The organism is Streptomyces sp. CNQ085 (assembly GCF_022614595.1).
In the GTDB taxonomy this organism is placed as follows: Bacteria; Actinomycetota; Actinomycetes; order Streptomycetales; family Streptomycetaceae; genus Streptomyces.
In genome coordinates this window covers 1-16358 of record NZ_JAJFAU010000112.1, presented here as the reverse complement: position 1 = coordinate 16358, position 16358 = coordinate 1, and the positions used below count along the sequence as shown (strand labels likewise).

The window sequence follows — 16358 nt, the reverse complement described above, 5'->3', positions numbered from 1 at the left end:
GTGCCCCGGCCGGTCGCGTCCGGCCGGGGCCGGTGGCGCCTCCGTGCGGGCGTCGGCGGAGGGCACGGGCGCGCCGGCCGCACGGCCGGTCTCCCCGGGACGGAGGGAGACCGGCCCCTCCGTCCCGAAGAGGTCTGTCACCAGGATGACTTGGTGACTCCGGGCAGGAATCCCGCATGGGCCTGCCGCCTCATCCGCACCCGGGAGAGCCCGAACTTCCGCAGGTGCCCGCGCGGGCGGCCGTCCACGGCGTCGCGGTTGCGCACCCTGGTCGCGCTGGCGTCACGCGGCTGGCGTCGCAACTCGGCCAGCGCGGCGGCGCGTTCGTCCTCGGTGGAGGAGGGGCGGCGGATGATCCCCTTCAGTTCCGCGCGCCGGGCCGCGTACCGCTCGACGGTCTCCCGCCGCTTGTCGTTCTTGGCGATCTTGCTCTTCTTCGCCATCAGACCCTTCCTCCCCTTGCGCGGATGCGGGCCACGGCGGCCTCGATGCCGATGGCGTCGACGGTCTTGACGCCCTTCGCACTGAGGGTGAGCCGGACGTGGCGCCCTTCGCCGGGCAGCCAGTACCGCTTGCGCTGGATGTTGGGGTCGAAGCGGCGGGAGGTGCGCCGGTGGGAGTGGGAGATGTTGTTGCCGAAGCCCGGCTTGGCGCCGGTCAGCTGGCAGTGGGCGGACAAGGGGGGTCCTTCCTGTCGGTGCGGACGGCTCCCTTTTCGATAATGGAAACCATTGTCATATACTAGCGCCATGGCACGCAGCGAACTCCGCCCGGTCATCAAGCTCCGCTCCACCGCGGGGACCGGCTACACCTACGTCACCCGCAAGAACCGCCGCAACGACCCCGACCGCATGGTCCTGCGCAAGTACGACCCCCTCGCCCGCCGCCACGTCGACTTCCGCGAGGAACGCTGAACCCCGTCCCGGCCCCGACCCCACGACACGAGGACACACCGTGAAACCCGGAATCCATCCCCCGTACCGCCCCGTCGTCTTCCGCGACAGGAGCGCCGGCTTCGCCTTCCTCACCCGCTCCACCATGACCGGTGACAAGACGATCGAGTGGGAGGACGGCAACACCTACCCGGTGGTCGACGTCGAGATCTCCTCGGCGAGCCACCCCTTCTACACCGGCACCCAGCGGGTCCTGGACACCGCCGGACGCGTGGAGCGCTTCGAGCGCCGCTACGGCTCGCGCGGGGCCCGGCGATGACCGTGGAGCCACGGCTGCCCGTCGTGATCGTCGCCGGGCTGCACGTCGACGCCCGCCGCGAGGTCGTGGAGCGGCTGCTGCGCGCCGTTCCGGACTGCGTGGCCCTCCACCACGACCTGTCCGGCGCCGCGGACGGCACGGTGGTGCGCACCGTGCGCGACGCCTCGGGCGAGCTGTCCCGCGGCGAGGCGCCCCTGGTCGACGACTGCGCCTGCTGCGCGCTGCGCGAGGACCTGATCCCGGAGCTGGAGCGGCTGGCCGACAGCGGCGCGGCCCGGCTGGCGGTCGTCGAGCTGTGGGACTCCGTCGAGCCGAAGGGCATGGCCGAGGTCGTCGCCGCCCACGGCCACGGCACACTGGAGCTGACCGGCGTCGTCACCGCCGTCGATCCCGCGCTCGTCCTGCCCTGTCTGGCATGCGGCGACGACCTGGCCGAGGCCGGTCTCGCCGCGGCCGCCACCGATCAGCGCACGGTCGCCGACACCTGGGCGCGGCAACTGGAATACGCCCCCGTGCTCGCCCTCGTCGACAGCCCCGAGGCCGACGGGGCCGACCACGCGCTCCTGTCCCAGCTCCACCCGGCCGCGCGCCGGGTGCCGGCCGCCTCCGGGGAGCTGGCCGAGGCCGCGCTCGCCGGCTTCGATGCGGCGATGGCCGCCACCGCCCAGCATCCGGCCTGCTCCCGGCTGCCGCAGGAAGCGGACGAGGCCGGGGTGGCCACCCTGGTCTGGCGCCGCCATCGCCCCTTCCACCCCGGACGGCTCTTCGAGGCCCTGGAGGACCTCGCCTGTGCCGCCGCCCGCAGCCGCGGCCGCTTCTGGCTGGCCGACCGGCCCGACACCCTGCTGGCCTGGGACTGCGCCGGCGGCGCGCTCTGCGTCGAGAGCGCCGGTCCCTGGCTGGCGGCGCTGCCCGACGCCGCCTGGGAGATGGTGGATCCCGTCCGGCGGACAGCCGCCGCGCTGGACTGGCATCCCGAGCACGGCGACCGCTGCCAGCACCTGGTCTTCACCTCCCCCGACCTGGACCGCGAGGGCCTGCTGCGCCTGCTCGACTCCTGCCTGCTCACCGACGCCGAGTACGCCGCGGGCCGGGAGGCGTGGAGGCGCCTCCCGGCCGCCTTCGGCCCCCTGCTGGACGCCGCCTGAACCGGTCCGGCGCCCCGGTCCGCGAAACGACCCACGCAACGACCCACGAGAGCCGAGGAGCATCCCGCATGCCGCGCCGCCCCGACCCCCGCAGGAACGCCAAGCCCCGTCCCAACCCCCTGGATGTCGCCGGGATCACCTACATCGACTACAAGGACACCGATCTGCTGCGGAAGTTCGTCTCCGACCGGGGCAAGATCCGCAGTCGCCGCGTCACCCGCGTCACCGCCCGGCAGCAGCGGCAGCTCGCCCGCGCGATCAAGAACGCCCGGGAGATGGCCCTGCTGCCCTACGGCAGCCGGTAGCGGGAATCCCTCTCCTCCGGAGACGCCCGCCCTCCACCGGCTTCGGGCCGGCACCCGCTCCCCCGGGCGCCGGCCCGTACGCCGTGTCGGGCAGCCCGTACAACAGGCGGCGTACGACTGTTCCTCAGGAGGGGGCCGCGGCGAGGGTGCGGTCGAGCGGCGCGCCGCACAACATCGCCAGGCGCAGCACGTCGCCGTCCGGGCTCAGCAGGTACAGGCCGCCGGTGGACGTGCCGGCGCCGCGCACCACCTCCAGGAACTCCGTATCCAGCCGGTCGTGCGCGGCCATCGCGTCACCGGCCCCGGCCACCGTGCGGGGCCGGGGCGCCGTCCCCGCACGTCCCGGCGGCGCCCCTCGACGTACATGCCATAAATGTCACCCAGAAGGACATCATGGCACTTTCGGGGGATTTGGTGCGCCGCCTTCCCGCGCCGCTCGGCGGAAGGCGGCCCCACACCCCGCCCGGGCCCCGGGTTCCCGGGCGTACGGTCAGGCGGTCTCGTCAACGGCACGGGCCAGGGTGCGCAGGCCCTCGTCCAGCTCCTCGGGGGAGATCGTCAGCGCCGGAAGCAGCTTGACGACCTCGCTCTCGGGGCCGGAGGTCTCGATGAGCAGTCCGAGCTCGAAGGCGCGGGCGCACACCCGGGTGGCACGCCCCTCGTCGGCGAAGGTCAGCCCCCAGGCCAGGCCGCGTCCGCGGTGTCCGGCCCCGCTCCGGCGGTGCTCGCGGACGATCTCGGACAGGGCCGCCTCGACCTGCTCGCCGCGTGCGAGCGTCTGCTTCTCCGTTCCGCTGTCGGCCCAGTAGGTGTTCAGCGCCGCGGCGGCGGTGACGAAGGCGGGGTTGTTGCCGCGGAAGGTGCCGTTGTGCTCGCCGGGCTCCCACACGTCCAGCTCGGGCCGGAACAGCGTCAGCGCCATCGGCAGCCCGTAACCGCTGATCGACTTGGACACCGTGATGATGTCGGGCGTGATCCCGGCCTGCTCGAAGGAGAAGAAGGCGCCGGTGCGGCCGCAGCCCATCTGGATGTCGTCGACGATCAGCAGCATGTCCCAGCGGCGGCACAGGTCGGCCAGGGCGCGCAGCCACTCGGCCCGGGCGACGTTGACGCCGCCCTCGCCCTGCACGGTCTCGACGATCACGGCGGCCGGCCGGTTCAGGCCGGAACCGCGGTCCTCCAGCAGGCGCTCGAACCACAGGAAGTCCTCGACCTTGCCGTCGAGGTAGCGGTCGAACGGCATCGGGGTGCCGTGCACCAGGGGGACGCCGGCGCCGGCGCGCTTGAAGGCGTTGCCGGTCACCGCCAGCGCACCGAGCGACATGCCGTGGAAGGCGTTGGTGAAGGACACCACCGTCTCGCGCCTCTTGATCTTGCGGGCCAGCTTCAGGGCCGCCTCGACGGCGTTGGCGCCGGTCGGGCCGGGGAACATCACCTTGTGGTCCAGGCCGCGCGGGCACAGCACGAGGTCGCGGAACGTCTCCAGGAAGTCCCGTTTGGCCGTGGTGGACATGTCCAGGCCGTGAGTGACGCCGTCGCGCTCCAGGTAGTCCAGCAGGGCGCGTTTGAGGACCGGGTTGTTGTGCCCGTAGTTCAGTGCGCCCGCCCCGGCGAAGAAGTCGAGGAACGCGTGGCCGTCCTCGTCGTACATGTGGCTTCCGCGCGCCCGGTCGAAGACCCTCGGCCAGCCGCGGCAGTAACTGCGCACCTCCGATTCCAGGGCGTCGAAGACGGAGATCTCGGCTTCGGTCATGGTCATGGCATTGCGCTCCTCGCTGGGTGTGGGTTGCCGGGCGGACGGCGGATCAGGGCCGGACGGCGCGGGGCAGTGGTCCGATGCGGTACAGCACCTCGGGGGCGTGGCCGTCCGGGAAGAGCTCCGCACCGAACAGCGCCTCACGCTTCAGCGCCGCGCCGTGCCGCCGGGCGAAGAGCGTGAACAGCCGGCCGGAGGCGGTGTTCCCCGGTGCGACGGTGGCCTCAAGGCGCCGGATCCCCCGCGGCGCCGACCGGGCGGCCAGGTGGTCCAGCATGGCGCCGGCCAGGCCGCGTCCGCGGTGCTCCTCGTCCACCGCGACCTGCCAGACCACCAGCGTGCCGGGCCTCTCCGGACGCAGATAGCCGGTGACGAAGCCGACGGGCGCACCGTGCTCGCCGCGCGCCACCGCGGAGGTCCGGGCGAAGTCCCGGAACCACAGCAGGTAGCTGTAGGAGGAGTTGAGATCGAGTACACGGGAGTCCCGGGCGATGCGCCACACGGCGGCGCCGTCCTCGACGCCGGGCGCCTCGATCAGGGGTTCCGTCTGCGTCGCCATGGCTTCACCTCCACCGCGGTCGGCCCCCGATCCCCGGCGGCTTCCACCGAAGGGAGTCGGCCGGCAGGAGCCCGGGACCGCCGGGCGCGGATCTCGCGGAGCGACCACCCGCGTTGCCGGACGGTCTTTCCGGTGCGCGGGACAATTGACCGGGCTGTCAGGCCTGTTCGGCAGGCTTCCCGCGCTCATCGGCACTCATCGAAAGCTACTCCGGTGACTACCGGGTGGCTACCGCAGGTTTTCCCGCCTTTTCCCGCACAGAGCCGGATGAGGCGGGAAAACACCGGGAAGGCTTGTCCGGCCGTCCCCGAAGCCCATCCCAAAGGTCACCCGAACGGCGGAACGCACAGAGCCGCGGCGCGGGCCTTCCCGGTCCTGGAACCGTCCGGGGGAATCAGCTTTCGCGCCGTGAAAGTTCCCGCCGGGCACGGCCCGTCGGCGCAGTTCGCACCCCCGGCAGAGGTCGGGACCACATGCCCCTGCCCGGTGTCCCGGACATCGAGCACAACCCCTACGGGGCGGTGTGCTACGGCCTGTCCACCACGCAGACGCGCGCCTGGATCAGCGGCTTCCACAACACCCACAAGTCGCGCACCTCACGCGACGTGGTGATCTGCACGACCGCGGACCGGCGGAACACCCGCACCGGCAACCGGACGGGCCGTCACCGTGCCTGTTCCGGGGGAGAGTACGGCGTTCCAGGCGCTGGTGACCGACTGGCAGGCAGGGCGAAGTTCAGCTCCCAGCCGCTGATCGCGGTCGAGCCGGTGTTCCTGACGCGGACGTCGGCGGTGAAACCGTTCGACCAGAAGTTGGTGGTGTAGGTGACCTCGCACGCGACCGGATCGCCACCCCGCTCGCCGTCGCCACCCCGCTCGCCGTCGTCACCACCGCCGGCGCCGTTCTGCCACGGCTCGAAGCCGGCCTGGACACCGCTCAGGCACCACGAGCGCTGGGCCATGCCGCGGGCGACCGTCCCGTCGACGAAGTCCATGACGTCGAAGCTCATGCTCCGGACCGCCGAGGGGGCGATGAAGGAGATGACGCCGCCCCGAGCCAGACGTTTCCGCCGACGGCGACCGGCTCGGCCGCCGCCCCCGGACGTGCGCACGGGCCGGGATTTGGGACAGCGATGGTGGCGCGGCGGCTTCAGGTGTGTGACGGTGGGGGGAGCCGCCCCGCCGTCTGGCCGGGGAGGCTCCTCCGCCCGCGTCGGCCGGGTACCCGCCCAACCGCCCGATCCGGAGAACGACTCCGGCCGACACGAACCGATCCACCCCGGAAGGGGGTCGAGGGCCATGCGCACCCTGTCCGTCGCCATCACCCGCCAACACGACACCGTCGTCCTGCATCCCCGAGGTGACGTCGACCACGACAGCGCGCCGGCCCTGACGGGCGTCCTGGGGGAACTCGACCAGCCGTGGCGGGGCCTGGCCGTGGATCTGTCGAGTGTCCCCTTCATGGACTCCGCCGGCCTGCACGCCCTTCTCTCCCTGGAGCGCAGCTGCCGGGACCGCGGGGTCCCCCTGACACTGACCGGCGTCGGCGAACAGCCCGGCAGGCTGCTGGAACTGGTGGGTCTGGCGGGGTTCTTCACCGTCGCGGGCTGACCGCCCCCGTCCGGATCCCGGTCTCCGGCCCGCCCGCGACAACGGGTGCGGCGAGGCGGGGCCACAGCGGCGTATGGTGTGGACATCAGCGGGAAGACGCATCACGGACGCCGCTGTGCTGACTGGGGGACCGGCGATGGAACTGCTGAGCGAGGGGCTGGGGGCTCCCCGTCTGCGCGCCGACTTCGACGGCCACTCCGGCACCATCGCCCGGGCACGCGACGCCGCCAACACCTTTCTGACGAGGCTGGCGGGCACCTCTCCACCCACCGGGGACCGCTCACGCGACGACGTGCTGCTGGTCGTCTCCGAACTGGTCACCAACGCCGTACGCCACACCTCCGGTCCGCTCACCCTGTACCTGGCCTTCTCCGGTGGCCGGGTACAGGTCGCCGTACGCGACGGCGATCCGACCCCGCCCAGCCCCCGCCGGGCCGACCTGGACGGCGGCGGGGGCGGCTTCGGCTGGTCCATCGTCGAGCGGATCGCCGACCGGCTCAGCGTCCACCCACTGCCGGACGGCAAGGAGATCCACGCCTTCCTCCCGTGGTGAGACCGGCCCCGGACCTCCCGGGACCCGGCCGGTTCCCGGCCCGCGGCTCCCCTGCCCTTCCTCGTCCCTCCTCGTCCGGCCCCGGCACGAATCCCAGCCCTCCCGGGCCTGTCGCGACGGGGACCTGAGCACCCCGTCGCGGAACCACCGCTCATGCGGTGGGGGCACGGCCGGGCCACGGGTCCCGGGCGGCCCGCCGACCCCCTGACCGGGCCTCCCCGCCATGGAGCCGGCCCCGAGGGCCGGCCCCGGCGTCTGGAGGGCGAAGAGGCCATCGCCGCCCACATGTGCCACTGTCCCGGCCACATCGACCTGTACGGCTCCACCGGCCTGCGGCTCCACCGGGGCACCGATCCGGCGACTTCGACTGGTCCGAGCCCACCACCCACACGGCCGCCCTCGACGGCATGGACCGTGCCATCGCGGAAGGGGCGAAGGACCGCGTCACCGATACCGTCCAGCGCCTCACCGGGCGACCCCCGCGCGCTTTTCGGGCCTTCATCGAAGGGCAGGTGCGAGGCAGCAGCTGATCGATGTCCCAGGACGACGATCAGCGGTTCTGGTTCGGGACCCCGCGCGATCCCGGCCTGGCCGTCTACGGCGGTTCGGACGTCGGCGAGGTCGTCGCGACCTCCTCCGGCGACGACCACACCCGCGCCGCCGGGAACGCCCGGGACTCCGCCTCGCCCGCGGCGGAGTCCCGGTAGCCGTACTCGTCGTGGATCTCCACACATGCCCGTACGCCGTCCGCGAGCGGGTCCCGTAACCGCCGGAGCGCGCGCCGTCGATGCCGGGCTGCCCGGCGGTGAACCGCGCCACCGAGGCCGGGACCGCGGTGGGGGCCTCGGAGCCACGGGGGTGCCGAGCATCCGCACCGTGCCCCACCGCACCGACCACCCCGACCGGGTCGCCCGGGAACCGGCAAGGGCCGGTGGCCGTCCGGCCGCGGTGCTGTAGTGTTGCCGGTCCGCAACGCAGTGCGACGCGAGGGGGTGAGACCGGTCGACGCCAGGTCAGGCAGGGTTCTCTCGTCCCGTGCCCGCGAAGGCGCCGGTTCCCCGGCGCGGGTGACCGTGAGAGCGCCCTTCGGCACCCCGGAAGGCCTTCATGCCTCGTCCCTCTTCCTTCTCCGCTCCTTCCGCCCTGTCCGCCGTCGCCGCCCGGCTGCGGGCCGCGGGCTGCGTCTTCGCCGAGGACGAGGCGCGGCTGATGCTGTCCACCGCCCGCGCCCCCGGTGAGCTCGCCGCCATGGTGGAGCGCCGGGCGGGCGGCCTGCCGCTCGAACACGTCCTGGGCTGGGCCGAGTTCCGCAGTCTGCGGATCGCCGTGGAGCCCGGGGTCTTCGTGCCCCGCCGTCGTACCGAGTTCCTCGCCCGGCGGGCCGCGGCGCTCGCCGGGCGCCGTCGCGGCGCCGTCGTACTCGATCTGTGCTGCGGCTCGGGCGCGGTGGGCGCCGCGGTGGCGGCGGCCGTGGAGGGGGTGGAGCTGTACGCCGCCGATGTCGACCCGGCCGCGGTGCGCTGCGCGCGCCGCAACACCGCCCCCGCCGGTGGCCGGGTGTACGAGGGCGATCTGTACGCTCCGCTGCCCGCGGCGCTGCGCGGCCGCGTCGACGTGCTGGTCGCCAACGCGCCGTACGTGCCCAACGGTGAGATGGTGCTGCTGCCCGCGGAGGCCCGCGAGCACGAGCCGCCGGTGGCGCTCGACGGCGGGCCGGATGGGCTGGGCGTCCAGCGCAGGGTGATCGAGGAGGCCCCGCGGTGGCTCGCGCCGGACGGGTGTCTGCTGGTGGAGACGGGCGGGCACCAGGCGCCGCGGACGGCCGAGGCCGTCGCCCGGGCCGGTCTGGTGCCTCGGACGGCCGTCTGCGAGGAGCTGTCCGCCACCGTCGTCTTCGGCTCCCGGGCCTCGGCCGGCGACGGACTACCGCAGGGCTGAGGGCGGAACCGACGGCGGAGGGCCGGGACACCCCGGTGCGGGGCGCCCCGGCCCTCCGGTCGGGTGGTGCGCGGTCGAAGACGCGTCAGGTCACCTGACCGCGCAAGCCTTCCCGTTCAGGGAGACGGCGTCCGGGTCGGCCGCCTGGCCGCTGGAGGTTCCGTTGAAGCCGAAGTTCACGGAGCCGTTCGCCGGAATGGTGGTGTTCCACCGCGCGGGCTTGGCGGTGACGTCCCGTCCGGTCTGGACGACCTGGGCGTTCCACGCCTGGGTGATCCTCTGGCTGTCGGCGAAGGACCAGGTCAGCTCCCAGCCGTTGAGCGTCCCGGTGCCGGTGTTCTTCACCGTCACGTTGGTGCTGAAGCCGCTGTTCCACCGGTCGGAGGAGTAGGTGACCTCGCAGGAGGGCGTCTCGCCCGGGTCCTCCCCGCCGTCACCGCCCCGGCCGAGGTCGTCGAGGTAGGAGGCGACCCAGGCCAGCGGTGCGTTCCAGTTGATGGTGATCTCGTTGGTGGCCCAGGACTCGATGTGGTCGATGTAGCACATCGCCGGGGCGCAGCCCTGGAGCCTGTCCTGGGCGATCGGATCCTGGATCTCGACGTTCGGGCCGCCCGCGACGGAGCCGGGCGCCGGGTTGGGCAGGTCCGGGTCGAGCTGGTTGGCCCAGAACCGGTGGTGCTGGTTGCGCGAGTCGCGCTCGCCGTATCCGGTGACGTAGGACTGGTTGAGCGGGTTGCGGCCCAGCAGGTAGTCCATGCCGCGCAGCACCGCGTCGCGGTAGGCGGCGTCGCCGGTCAGGTCGTGCGCGGTGGCCAGGACCACCATGTTGTTGAGGACCTGGCTGTTGGAGCCCCACACGTAGTGGTTGTCCCGCGGGGCGTAGGGGACGCCGTAGGCGGCGGCGCGGGAGTCGGCGGCGTAGCCGTCGGCTGCCTCGGTGACCATGGCGCGCACGCCCTGGAGCTGGGCGTCGGTCATCTCGTTGGGCACGGTGGCCAGACTGAGCGCGCCCAGGCCGGCGGTGGCACCCCAGGACATGCCGCCGCGCGGGAAGACGGCGTCGGTGTCGCCGTGCAGCGGGGAGTTCATGACCTCCTGACGGTAGGTCTCGTTACCGGTGGTGACGAAGAGCTCGGCCGCGGCCCAGTAGAACTCGTCGGACACGTCGTTGTCGCTGTAGGCGCCGCCGCCGGTGCCGTCGTTGGGGTCGGCGAGCATGTCCGGGTGCGCCTTGGCGGCGGCCCAGGCGGTCTCGGCGGCGTCCAGGCAGCGGTCGGCGAAGGGCGCGTCGTACTGCTCGAACAGGCGGGCGCACTGGGCGGCGGTGGCGGCCACGTTGAGGGTGGCGGCGGTGGACGGCGCGTGCAGCTCGCGCGGCTGCGGGTCCTGGTGCGGCAGCAGCGGCAGTCCGGTCCACGCCCTGTCGTGGATCTTGTGGTGCGCCATGCCGGCGAGTTCCTCGCCGGCGGGCACCATCATCCGCATCAGGAAGTCCATCTGCCAGCGAGCCTCGTCCAGCACGTCCGGAACGCCGTTGCCGCGCTCGGGCACGCGGAGCCCACCGTCGCCGAGCGCGGCGCCGTCGGCGCCCTCTGCGGTGAGGGTGCGCTCGTAGTTGGACATCACCTGGGCGACGGAGATACCGCCGTTGACGACGTACTTGCCGTGGTCACCGGCGTCGTACCAGCCGCCGGAGACGTCGAGGGTGTAGTCGCACAGGCCCTCCTGGCACGGGACCTCGGTGTCGCCCCGGTTGGGCGCGACGCCGACGTGCCCGGCGGGACGGGCGTACTCCTCGCCCACCAGGTCGGCGTCGATCTCGATGCCGCTGCGGTTGTGGTAGAAGTACGCCAGCGCGTCCGAGCGCAGCGAGGAGTACAGGTCGTCGCCGATGTCGAAGGGCTCGCTGGTGTGGCCGTCGATGGTGACGGTGTAGCCCTCGCCCGTCTCGTCGAAGTCGCCGAGGCCGAAGGTGTGGACGTTCTGGCGGGAGGTCGGGTCGACGCCGGCGGGGGTGGTGGTGCCGGACGCCTTCTCGGTGCCGTCTGCGTCCTTGAGCGTCCAGGCCAGGGCCGAGGTCTTCTCGGTGACGAAGGTGCCGTTCTTGGGCCCCTCGGTGAGGTAGCCGACCTGGTTGACGCGCACCGGCGAGCCGGTGTCGGGCTCGTAGACGGGCGGTTCGGCGCCGCCGGTGAGCGAGACGTCGTCCAGGCAGAAGGTGTACGCCTGCTCGCTGCCGCCGATCTGGAAGGCGAGCTGGGCCGCCTCGTGGTCGGCGCCCGCGGTGAAGACGTGGGTGAAGGTCTGCGCCTCGGCGCCGACCCGGTCGGCCGAAGCATGCTCGGTGGTCCAGGGCTCGGTGGCCATCTGGACGTTGGTGCGGACGGTGATCGGCTCGGTGGCGCCCGCGGTGAAGCTCAGTTCGTAGCCCTCGCCCGCGGTGAGCGGGAGGTCGTTCTGCCCGACTATGGCGTCCCAGGGGTTCTCCGTGCCGGCGGGCACCTCGGCACACAGGCGGCCGTCCACGATCTCGCCAGGGCTGTTCTCCGTCCACCACCAGCCGGTGGTGCCGTCGGAGAAGTCGCCGTTGGTGATCAGTTCGGGCCGGTCGGCGGACTCGACCGCGAGGGCGGGGGCGGTCAGGGCTCCGGCCAGCAGTCCGGCGGCGGCCACGGCGCCCAGCACGCGGCGCGGGCGGCCCGTCGCCCGGGACTGGGGGGGCGGATGAGGTGTCACAGTTCGGTCCTTCCGGCGTGGGGAAACGGACGGGGCGACGCGACGGCATGACGAGAGGCGCCCCACAACACCTGGGAGCGCTCCCATAGAGCGTGGGGCGCATGACAGACAGCGTCAAGACGTCGGACACGACCAACGGATTCCCGTGACCGGCCGGCCCGTGGACGAACCGCATGGCCGGGCCGAAGGACGGCGCCGTCAGCAGCCCGGCGAAGAACAGGCCCGGCACCGAGGACTCGAACCGGCCGTCCACCTCGGGAGCCCGGCCGGCCCCCGCCAGCCGAAGGCGGTTGCGCATGTACGGATCCAGCAGGCCCAGCCGCCCGATGTCCGGGACGAACCCGGTGGCGGCCACCACATGGTCGGTCTCCAGGGTCGTCTCCGCCCCTTCGGCCGTCTCCAGACTCAGCCGCACCCTCCCGCCCGCCGGGACGGCCGCCCGCAGCCGCCGGCCGAGCAGCGTCGGGATCCGGTCCTCCACGCGGTCGCGCAGCCACCAGGCCCCGGCCGGGCCCATTGCCCGTTCCACGATCCGCGTCCGCAGCGCACCCGGCAGTCGGCGGACCACCCAGGGGGTCTCGGACCACACCCAGCTGGGCCAGCCCGTGCCCAGACCGCAGTGCGGGTCGATCAGGGAGCGCAGTGCGGAGCGCTCCAGGGGCTGGGGCGGGGTGTTCCAGGCGATGCCGCCGGCGCGGGCCACCAGCCGGGGGCGGGCCCCGCACTCGGCCAGCAGCGCGGCGGTCTCCAGGGCGGCCTGCCCGGCGCCGATCACCGTGACGTCCTGTCCGTGGAAGCGCGACAGATCCCGGTGGTGGCTGCTGTGGGTGACGAGTTCGCGGGGCAGCGCCCGCAGCGGCTCGGGGCGGTGGACAAACGGCATCACGCCGACCGCCAGGGCCACGGTCCGCGCCAGGATAGCCTCGCCCGCTCCGGTCTCCACCAGGAAACCCTCCGTCCGGGGGCGCACGGAGAGAACCGTCTCCTCCTCGACCGACGGCACGGCCGAGCGTCCGAACCACAGCCCGTACTCGGTGAAGACGCCGATCGGCAGCGGGGTGCCGTGCTCGGCGCGCAACCCCTGGGAGGCGCAGTAGGCGGCCAGGGTGTGCTCGCCTGAGGGGTCGGACAGGTTCGAGGACCAGGGTTCGGACTTGAGGAACATCCCCTCGGGCATGTGGTCCCGCCAGGAGGCCATCGGACGGCCGAGGACGCGCGCCCCGATTCCGGCCGCCGCCGCGTGGGACGCGATCGACAGTCCGTAGGGGCCCGCGCCCACCACTACCAGGTCGTACATGGTCGGTCACCGCTCTCTTGTCGTGGGCTCGTCATGCTGTCGGGCGCTCGGTGGTGCGCAGGTCGGCCGGGGTCCGGGGTGCGCCGAGGGACGCACCGGAGCGGCCGCTCCCGCCGCCCGGTCCCCCCGGCGCCCGCACGCGGACCGCCGGCCGGCCCGCGCGTAGCAGGCGCCGTCCCAGACGCGCCGCGGCCTTGCGCCCGCCCTGCCCGAGCCAGGCGGTGGCCATGGCGAGGAAGGGTGCCGGGTCGTCCGCGGCGAACCAGGCGGTCTCCGTCTCCCGGGGCTCCTTCCTCCCGTCCCTCCCGAATGTGTCGCCGTCCGTGCCGTCACCCGCGGCGGACCCCCGTCCGCGCCGGACGGCGGTGAGCGGCAGGCCCTCGGAGGGCAGTGCCGCCAGCGAGGACAGCAGGGCGTAGTTCTCCGCGACGAAGACCCGGCCCGGTACGGGGCCGGCCGGGGTGATGGCGCGGCCGGTGAGATCCAGGTGCAGGGCCCTGACGACGTCCAGCCCCGAGCGGTCGGTGAACAACCGGAACTGCGCGCCGGGACGGGGGTTGAAGTCCAGCAGCTGGTAGGTGCCGGTGACGGTGTCGAACCGGAAGTCCAGGTCGAGGATGCCCCGGTAGTCCAGATGCTCGGCCAGCAGCCGCGCCGCACGCTCGACCTCGGGGTTCGGCAGCCAGCGGCCGACCGCCGTGAGTCCGGCGTCCACCGGCCAGGAACGCTCCTTGCGTCCGGCTCCTCCCGCCAGGCGGACCGCTCCGCCGGTGAAGCAACCGTGGAAGAACCAGTCGGTGTCCCGGCCGCCGGGCACGAGCCGCTGGAGCAGCAGCCGGCTGCCGGCCTCGCCGCTGCGCCGGTACAGGGCGCGTGCCCGGTCCTCCGTGGTGACGACGGTGGTGCTGCGCAGTTCACCGCCCCGGGGCAGCAGCCAGGGGCGGCTCCACTTGGCGATCAGCGGCAGACCCAGCTCCCGGGCCGCGGCGGCGGCCTCACCGGCGCTGCGCGGGCTCACGGTCGGCGGGTGCGGGATGTCCAGCTCCCCGCACATGGCGGCCAGCCGGGCCTTGTCGGCCACCCGCTGCGGCAGTTCGGGCGGCTGTTCGGGCAGCAGGAACCGCCCGGCGAGCCGTCCGGCGAGCCGGGCCGCGGCGATGGCCCCCATGTCGTCCATGGGGATCAGGACGGCGGGCCGTCCGATGCGGTCGGAGATCCGGCGGAGCATCCGCTCCAGCCTGATCTCCGACGCGCCGCCGGCCTCGACCGTCTCCCCCGTCCGGTGGGTGCCGCGGACCCCGTCCGCCGGAAGGTGGTGTCCCTGACGCAGGTAGCGGGAGCGGCCGATGGGGCAGTGCGGCGACTCGACGACGGCGTGGACCTCGACGCCGGCGCGCCCCAGGGACCTGACGGCCCCCAGGGTTCCGTGGTGGAAGGGATTCCGGTCGAGTCTCAGCAGCAGTACGGGTACCTCGGTGTCGAGCGGTGGCGACATGCGGATTCCTCGGTGTTTTTCGGTGTTTCTCGGTTTTTTCTCTTGCGGTTTCCCCTGACGCCCTCCAGCGCCCCCCGGTGCTCCGTCGACGGTATTACCGGGCGCCGTTTCCCCGGCTTCGCCGACGTCACCGAAATTCCCTCACGACGCTGGTCCGAGTGGGCGACAGAAAGAGCGAACGGGTTATCAGAAAGCAGCTCTGCGGTCCATTTGATGGATTCTCCGATTAGTGTCGCGGAAAATACGCGCAGGGCCGGGGAGTAACGAGCAGGCGGTTCCGGCGACGCAGCGAGGAGGCACGATGCCCCATCGACATCCCCGACCGGGGAGGACCGGTCGGCACCGGAAACCCGCGGCACCCGCCAGGCGCCGCAGGCTGACGGCCGCGTGCACCGGGGCCGTCGCCGCCGGAGCCCTGGTGGTGGGCGGCGCCCTGGCGACCGGCACCTTCGGGGACGACCACGCCGGACCCCGCCCGCCGGGTGCGGCCGGCTCCTCCGTCGCCGCCGGTGCCTTCCTCGGCTCGGGCTCGGACGGGGTGCGGCGGATCGCGGAGCTGCGAAAATGGCTCGGTGGCGCGGATCTGCGGGTGGGCCACACCTATCTGCCGGGCGACACCTGGGAGCGCATCGAGAGCGACCCGTACTTCCTGCGCCCATGGGCCCAGTGGCGGCGTGCCGACCCCGACCGGCTGTTCGTGCTCAACGTGCCGATGCAGGCGCGCAACGAGGCCGGTCTCCCCGACCACGAGGTGCGCGAGCTGCTCGCCCAGGGCGCGCGGGGCCGCTTCGACCACCACTTCCGCACCCTGGCCGGGCACCTGGTCTCCGCGGGGGTACCCGACACGGTGATCGTGCTGGGCTGGGAGATGAACGGCACCACCTACACCCACCGCTGCGCTCCGGACCCGCGGGCGTGGAAGACGTACTGGAGGCGCATCGTCGCCGCCATGCGGTCGGTGGACGGGCAGAGGTTCCGTTTCGACTTCGCGCCCAGCCGGGGAAAGGACGCGATCGGCTGGACCGAGTGCTACCCGGGCGACGACGTGGTCGACATCATCGGGATGGACTCCTACGACCAGCCACCCGGCGAGACGTTCGACGACCAGGTGAACCAGCCCTACGGACTGCGGCACCAGGTGGATTTCGCCGCGGCGCGCGGAAAACCGATCTCCTACCCCGAATGGGGACTGTTCCGCAGGGGTGACAACGCCGAGTACATGCGCCGCATGCTGGACTGGATCGACGAGCGGAAACCGCTCTACCACACCATCAGCGACTACTGTCCGCACGGGGTGTGGCGGTGCGAGGAGAATCCGGAGTCCTCCGCGGTCTTCCGGGCGAGGATGAAGTCCGGCGTCCGGCCCCCGGAGCGGAACCGGCCGGGGTTCTGCGTGGACCTGGGCGACTGGCTGGGCGGCTGGTTCGGCGACCGGCGGCTGTGCGTCACCCTCTCCTGGACGAGGAGGTCCTAGCCGGCCGGGCTCCGGGAAGCCCGCCCCCGGGGCCCGGGCCGCGCTCACCGCTCCCCGGCCGGTGTGCCCGCCGGGCGGGGTACGGGGTGCGCGGCGGGTCACCGGGCGGACCGCCGGCTCAGTCTCCGCCGTTCCTCCGGCGTGCTGTTGCCGGCCGTGTCCTTGCCGGAGGCCGCGGAGACGGACGCCGCCGCTGCCGCCGCCGCCCTGGCCGCGGCCTTGACGGCGGGCGCGGGGACCCCGGAGTCGGCGGCGGGCACGCCCTGGGCCGGAGG

At 73.2% G+C, this 16358-nt stretch carries 17 protein-coding genes and 2 pseudogenes; 10 read left to right on the top strand and 9 right to left on the bottom strand.

The window, feature by feature from the left end:
- Window positions 1-137: 137 nt before the first annotated feature.
- The gene (gene rpsN / locus LJ221_RS17705; RefSeq protein WP_241717703.1) at window positions 138-443 is read right to left on the bottom strand and encodes a 30S ribosomal protein S14; all 306 of its coding nucleotides are present in this window, start codon (window positions 441-443) and stop codon (window positions 138-140) included.
- Window positions 443-679: a 50S ribosomal protein L28 gene (rpmB, locus tag LJ221_RS17700; protein WP_241717702.1), complete on the bottom strand. Its 237-nt coding sequence runs from the start codon at window positions 677-679 to the stop codon at window positions 443-445. Before rpmB ends, rpsN begins: the two co-directional genes overlap by 1 nt.
- A 70-nt stretch (window positions 680-749) precedes the next feature.
- Between rpmB and rpmG the strand changes: the two genes are divergently transcribed.
- The 4 genes from rpmG to rpsR all read left to right on the top strand — a co-directional run bounded on the left by rpmG (window position 750) and on the right by rpsR (window position 2665).
- On the top strand, window positions 750-914 hold the full coding sequence (gene rpmG / locus LJ221_RS17695; protein WP_093655888.1) for a 50S ribosomal protein L33: 165 nt from the start codon (window positions 750-752) through the stop codon (window positions 912-914).
- Between the two features lie 40 nt (window positions 915-954).
- Entirely contained in the window at window positions 955-1212 is a 258-nt protein-coding gene (locus LJ221_RS17690; protein WP_241717701.1) for a type B 50S ribosomal protein L31, read from the top strand.
- Window positions 1209-2360: a GTP-binding protein gene (locus LJ221_RS17685; RefSeq protein WP_241717700.1), complete on the top strand. Its 1152-nt coding sequence runs from the start codon at window positions 1209-1211 to the stop codon at window positions 2358-2360. The genes LJ221_RS17690 and LJ221_RS17685 overlap by 4 nt, the downstream gene beginning before the upstream one ends.
- Before the next feature lie 68 nt (window positions 2361-2428).
- The gene (gene rpsR / locus LJ221_RS17680) at window positions 2429-2665 is read left to right on the top strand and encodes a 30S ribosomal protein S18 (RefSeq protein WP_241717699.1); all 237 of its coding nucleotides are present in this window, start codon (window positions 2429-2431) and stop codon (window positions 2663-2665) included.
- A 124-nt stretch (window positions 2666-2789) separates the two neighbouring features.
- Here rpsR and LJ221_RS17675 read toward each other — a convergent pair whose 3' ends face one another.
- The 4 genes from LJ221_RS17675 to LJ221_RS24010 form a co-directional block, all read right to left on the bottom strand.
- Window positions 2790-2954, bottom strand: coding sequence for a hypothetical protein (locus LJ221_RS17675; protein ID WP_241717698.1), 165 nt, complete (start codon window positions 2952-2954; stop codon window positions 2790-2792).
- A gap of 201 nt (window positions 2955-3155) precedes the next feature.
- Window positions 3156-4424, bottom strand: a complete 1269-nt coding sequence (gene ectB, locus LJ221_RS17670) for a diaminobutyrate--2-oxoglutarate transaminase (RefSeq protein WP_241717697.1) — start codon at window positions 4422-4424, stop codon at window positions 3156-3158.
- Window positions 4425-4470: 46 nt separating this feature from the next.
- A complete protein-coding gene (gene ectA / locus LJ221_RS17665; protein WP_241717696.1) occupies window positions 4471-4980 on the bottom strand; it encodes a diaminobutyrate acetyltransferase in 510 nt (169 codons plus the stop codon).
- 664 nt (window positions 4981-5644) lie between these two features.
- Window positions 5645-6280 (bottom strand): cellulose binding domain-containing protein, encoded by a 636-nt coding sequence (locus LJ221_RS24010; protein ID WP_374228491.1) that lies wholly within the window; start codon window positions 6278-6280, stop codon window positions 5645-5647.
- Between LJ221_RS24010 and LJ221_RS17650 the strand changes: the two genes are divergently transcribed.
- The 5 genes and pseudogenes from LJ221_RS17650 to LJ221_RS17630 all read left to right on the top strand — a co-directional run bounded on the left by LJ221_RS17650 (window position 6279) and on the right by LJ221_RS17630 (window position 9081).
- A complete protein-coding gene (locus LJ221_RS17650) occupies window positions 6279-6590 on the top strand; it encodes an STAS domain-containing protein (RefSeq protein ID WP_241717695.1) in 312 nt (103 codons plus the stop codon). The genes LJ221_RS24010 and LJ221_RS17650 overlap by 2 nt on opposite strands.
- Window positions 6591-6726: 136 nt before the next feature.
- A complete protein-coding gene (locus LJ221_RS17645; protein WP_241717694.1) occupies window positions 6727-7143 on the top strand; it encodes an ATP-binding protein in 417 nt (138 codons plus the stop codon).
- 377 nt (window positions 7144-7520) lie between these two features.
- Window positions 7521-7673 (top strand): annotated as a pseudogene (locus tag LJ221_RS17640) (ergot alkaloid biosynthesis protein); the annotation flags it as partial.
- A gap of 3 nt (window positions 7674-7676) precedes the next feature.
- Entirely contained in the window at window positions 7677-7850 is a 174-nt protein-coding gene (locus LJ221_RS17635; protein WP_241717693.1) for a hypothetical protein, read from the top strand.
- 400 nt (window positions 7851-8250) lie between these two features.
- Window positions 8251-9081, top strand: a complete 831-nt coding sequence (locus LJ221_RS17630) for a putative protein N(5)-glutamine methyltransferase (protein ID WP_241717692.1) — start codon at window positions 8251-8253, stop codon at window positions 9079-9081.
- Window positions 9082-9171: 90 nt separating this feature from the next.
- On the opposite strand, the gene LJ221_RS17625 is transcribed toward LJ221_RS17630, so the two are convergent.
- The 3 genes and pseudogenes from LJ221_RS17625 to LJ221_RS17615 all read right to left on the bottom strand — a co-directional run bounded on the left by LJ221_RS17625 (window position 9172) and on the right by LJ221_RS17615 (window position 14609).
- Window positions 9172-11817: a glycoside hydrolase family 9 protein gene (locus LJ221_RS17625; RefSeq protein WP_374228490.1), complete on the bottom strand. Its 2646-nt coding sequence runs from the start codon at window positions 11815-11817 to the stop codon at window positions 9172-9174.
- Between the two features lie 151 nt (window positions 11818-11968).
- A pseudogene (locus tag LJ221_RS17620) lies at window positions 11969-13114 on the bottom strand (NAD(P)-binding domain-containing protein); the annotation flags it as partial.
- A gap of 31 nt (window positions 13115-13145) precedes the next feature.
- On the bottom strand, window positions 13146-14609 hold the full coding sequence (locus LJ221_RS17615) for an ATP-grasp domain-containing protein (RefSeq protein WP_241717691.1): 1464 nt from the start codon (window positions 14607-14609) through the stop codon (window positions 13146-13148).
- Between the two features lie 301 nt (window positions 14610-14910).
- Between LJ221_RS17615 and LJ221_RS17610 the strand changes: the two genes are divergently transcribed.
- Window positions 14911-16083 carry a glycoside hydrolase family 26 protein gene (locus LJ221_RS17610; protein WP_241717690.1) on the top strand — a complete coding sequence of 391 codons (1173 nt, stop codon included), beginning with the start codon at window positions 14911-14913 and terminating at the stop codon, window positions 16081-16083.
- Window positions 16084-16358: the final 275 nt, after the last annotated feature.

Coding starts and splice junctions, on each gene's coding strand:
- rpsN (WP_241717703.1), bottom strand. CDS start 443: ATGGCGAAGAAGAGCAAGATCGCCAAGAACGACAAGCGGCGGGAGACC.
- rpmG (WP_093655888.1), top strand. CDS start 750: ATGGCACGCAGCGAACTCCGCCCGGTCATCAAGCTCCGCTCCACCGCG.
- LJ221_RS17685 (WP_241717700.1), top strand. CDS start 1,209: ATGACCGTGGAGCCACGGCTGCCCGTCGTGATCGTCGCCGGGCTGCAC.
- rpsR (WP_241717699.1), top strand. CDS start 2,429: ATGCCGCGCCGCCCCGACCCCCGCAGGAACGCCAAGCCCCGTCCCAAC.
- LJ221_RS17675 (WP_241717698.1), bottom strand. CDS start 2,954: ATGGCCGCGCACGACCGGCTGGATACGGAGTTCCTGGAGGTGGTGCGC.
- ectB (WP_241717697.1), bottom strand. CDS start 4,424: ATGACCATGACCGAAGCCGAGATCTCCGTCTTCGACGCCCTGGAATCG.
- ectA (WP_241717696.1), bottom strand. CDS start 4,980: ATGGCGACGCAGACGGAACCCCTGATCGAGGCGCCCGGCGTCGAGGAC.
- LJ221_RS17650 (WP_241717695.1), top strand. CDS start 6,279: ATGCGCACCCTGTCCGTCGCCATCACCCGCCAACACGACACCGTCGTC.
- LJ221_RS24010 (WP_374228491.1), bottom strand. CDS start 6,280: ATGGCCCTCGACCCCCTTCCGGGGTGGATCGGTTCGTGTCGGCCGGAG.
- LJ221_RS17645 (WP_241717694.1), top strand. CDS start 6,727: ATGGAACTGCTGAGCGAGGGGCTGGGGGCTCCCCGTCTGCGCGCCGAC.
- LJ221_RS17635 (WP_241717693.1), top strand. CDS start 7,677: ATGTCCCAGGACGACGATCAGCGGTTCTGGTTCGGGACCCCGCGCGAT.
- LJ221_RS17630 (WP_241717692.1), top strand. CDS start 8,251: ATGCCTCGTCCCTCTTCCTTCTCCGCTCCTTCCGCCCTGTCCGCCGTC.
- LJ221_RS17615 (WP_241717691.1), bottom strand. CDS start 14,609: ATGTCGCCACCGCTCGACACCGAGGTACCCGTACTGCTGCTGAGACTC.
- LJ221_RS17610 (WP_241717690.1), top strand. CDS start 14,911: ATGCCCCATCGACATCCCCGACCGGGGAGGACCGGTCGGCACCGGAAA.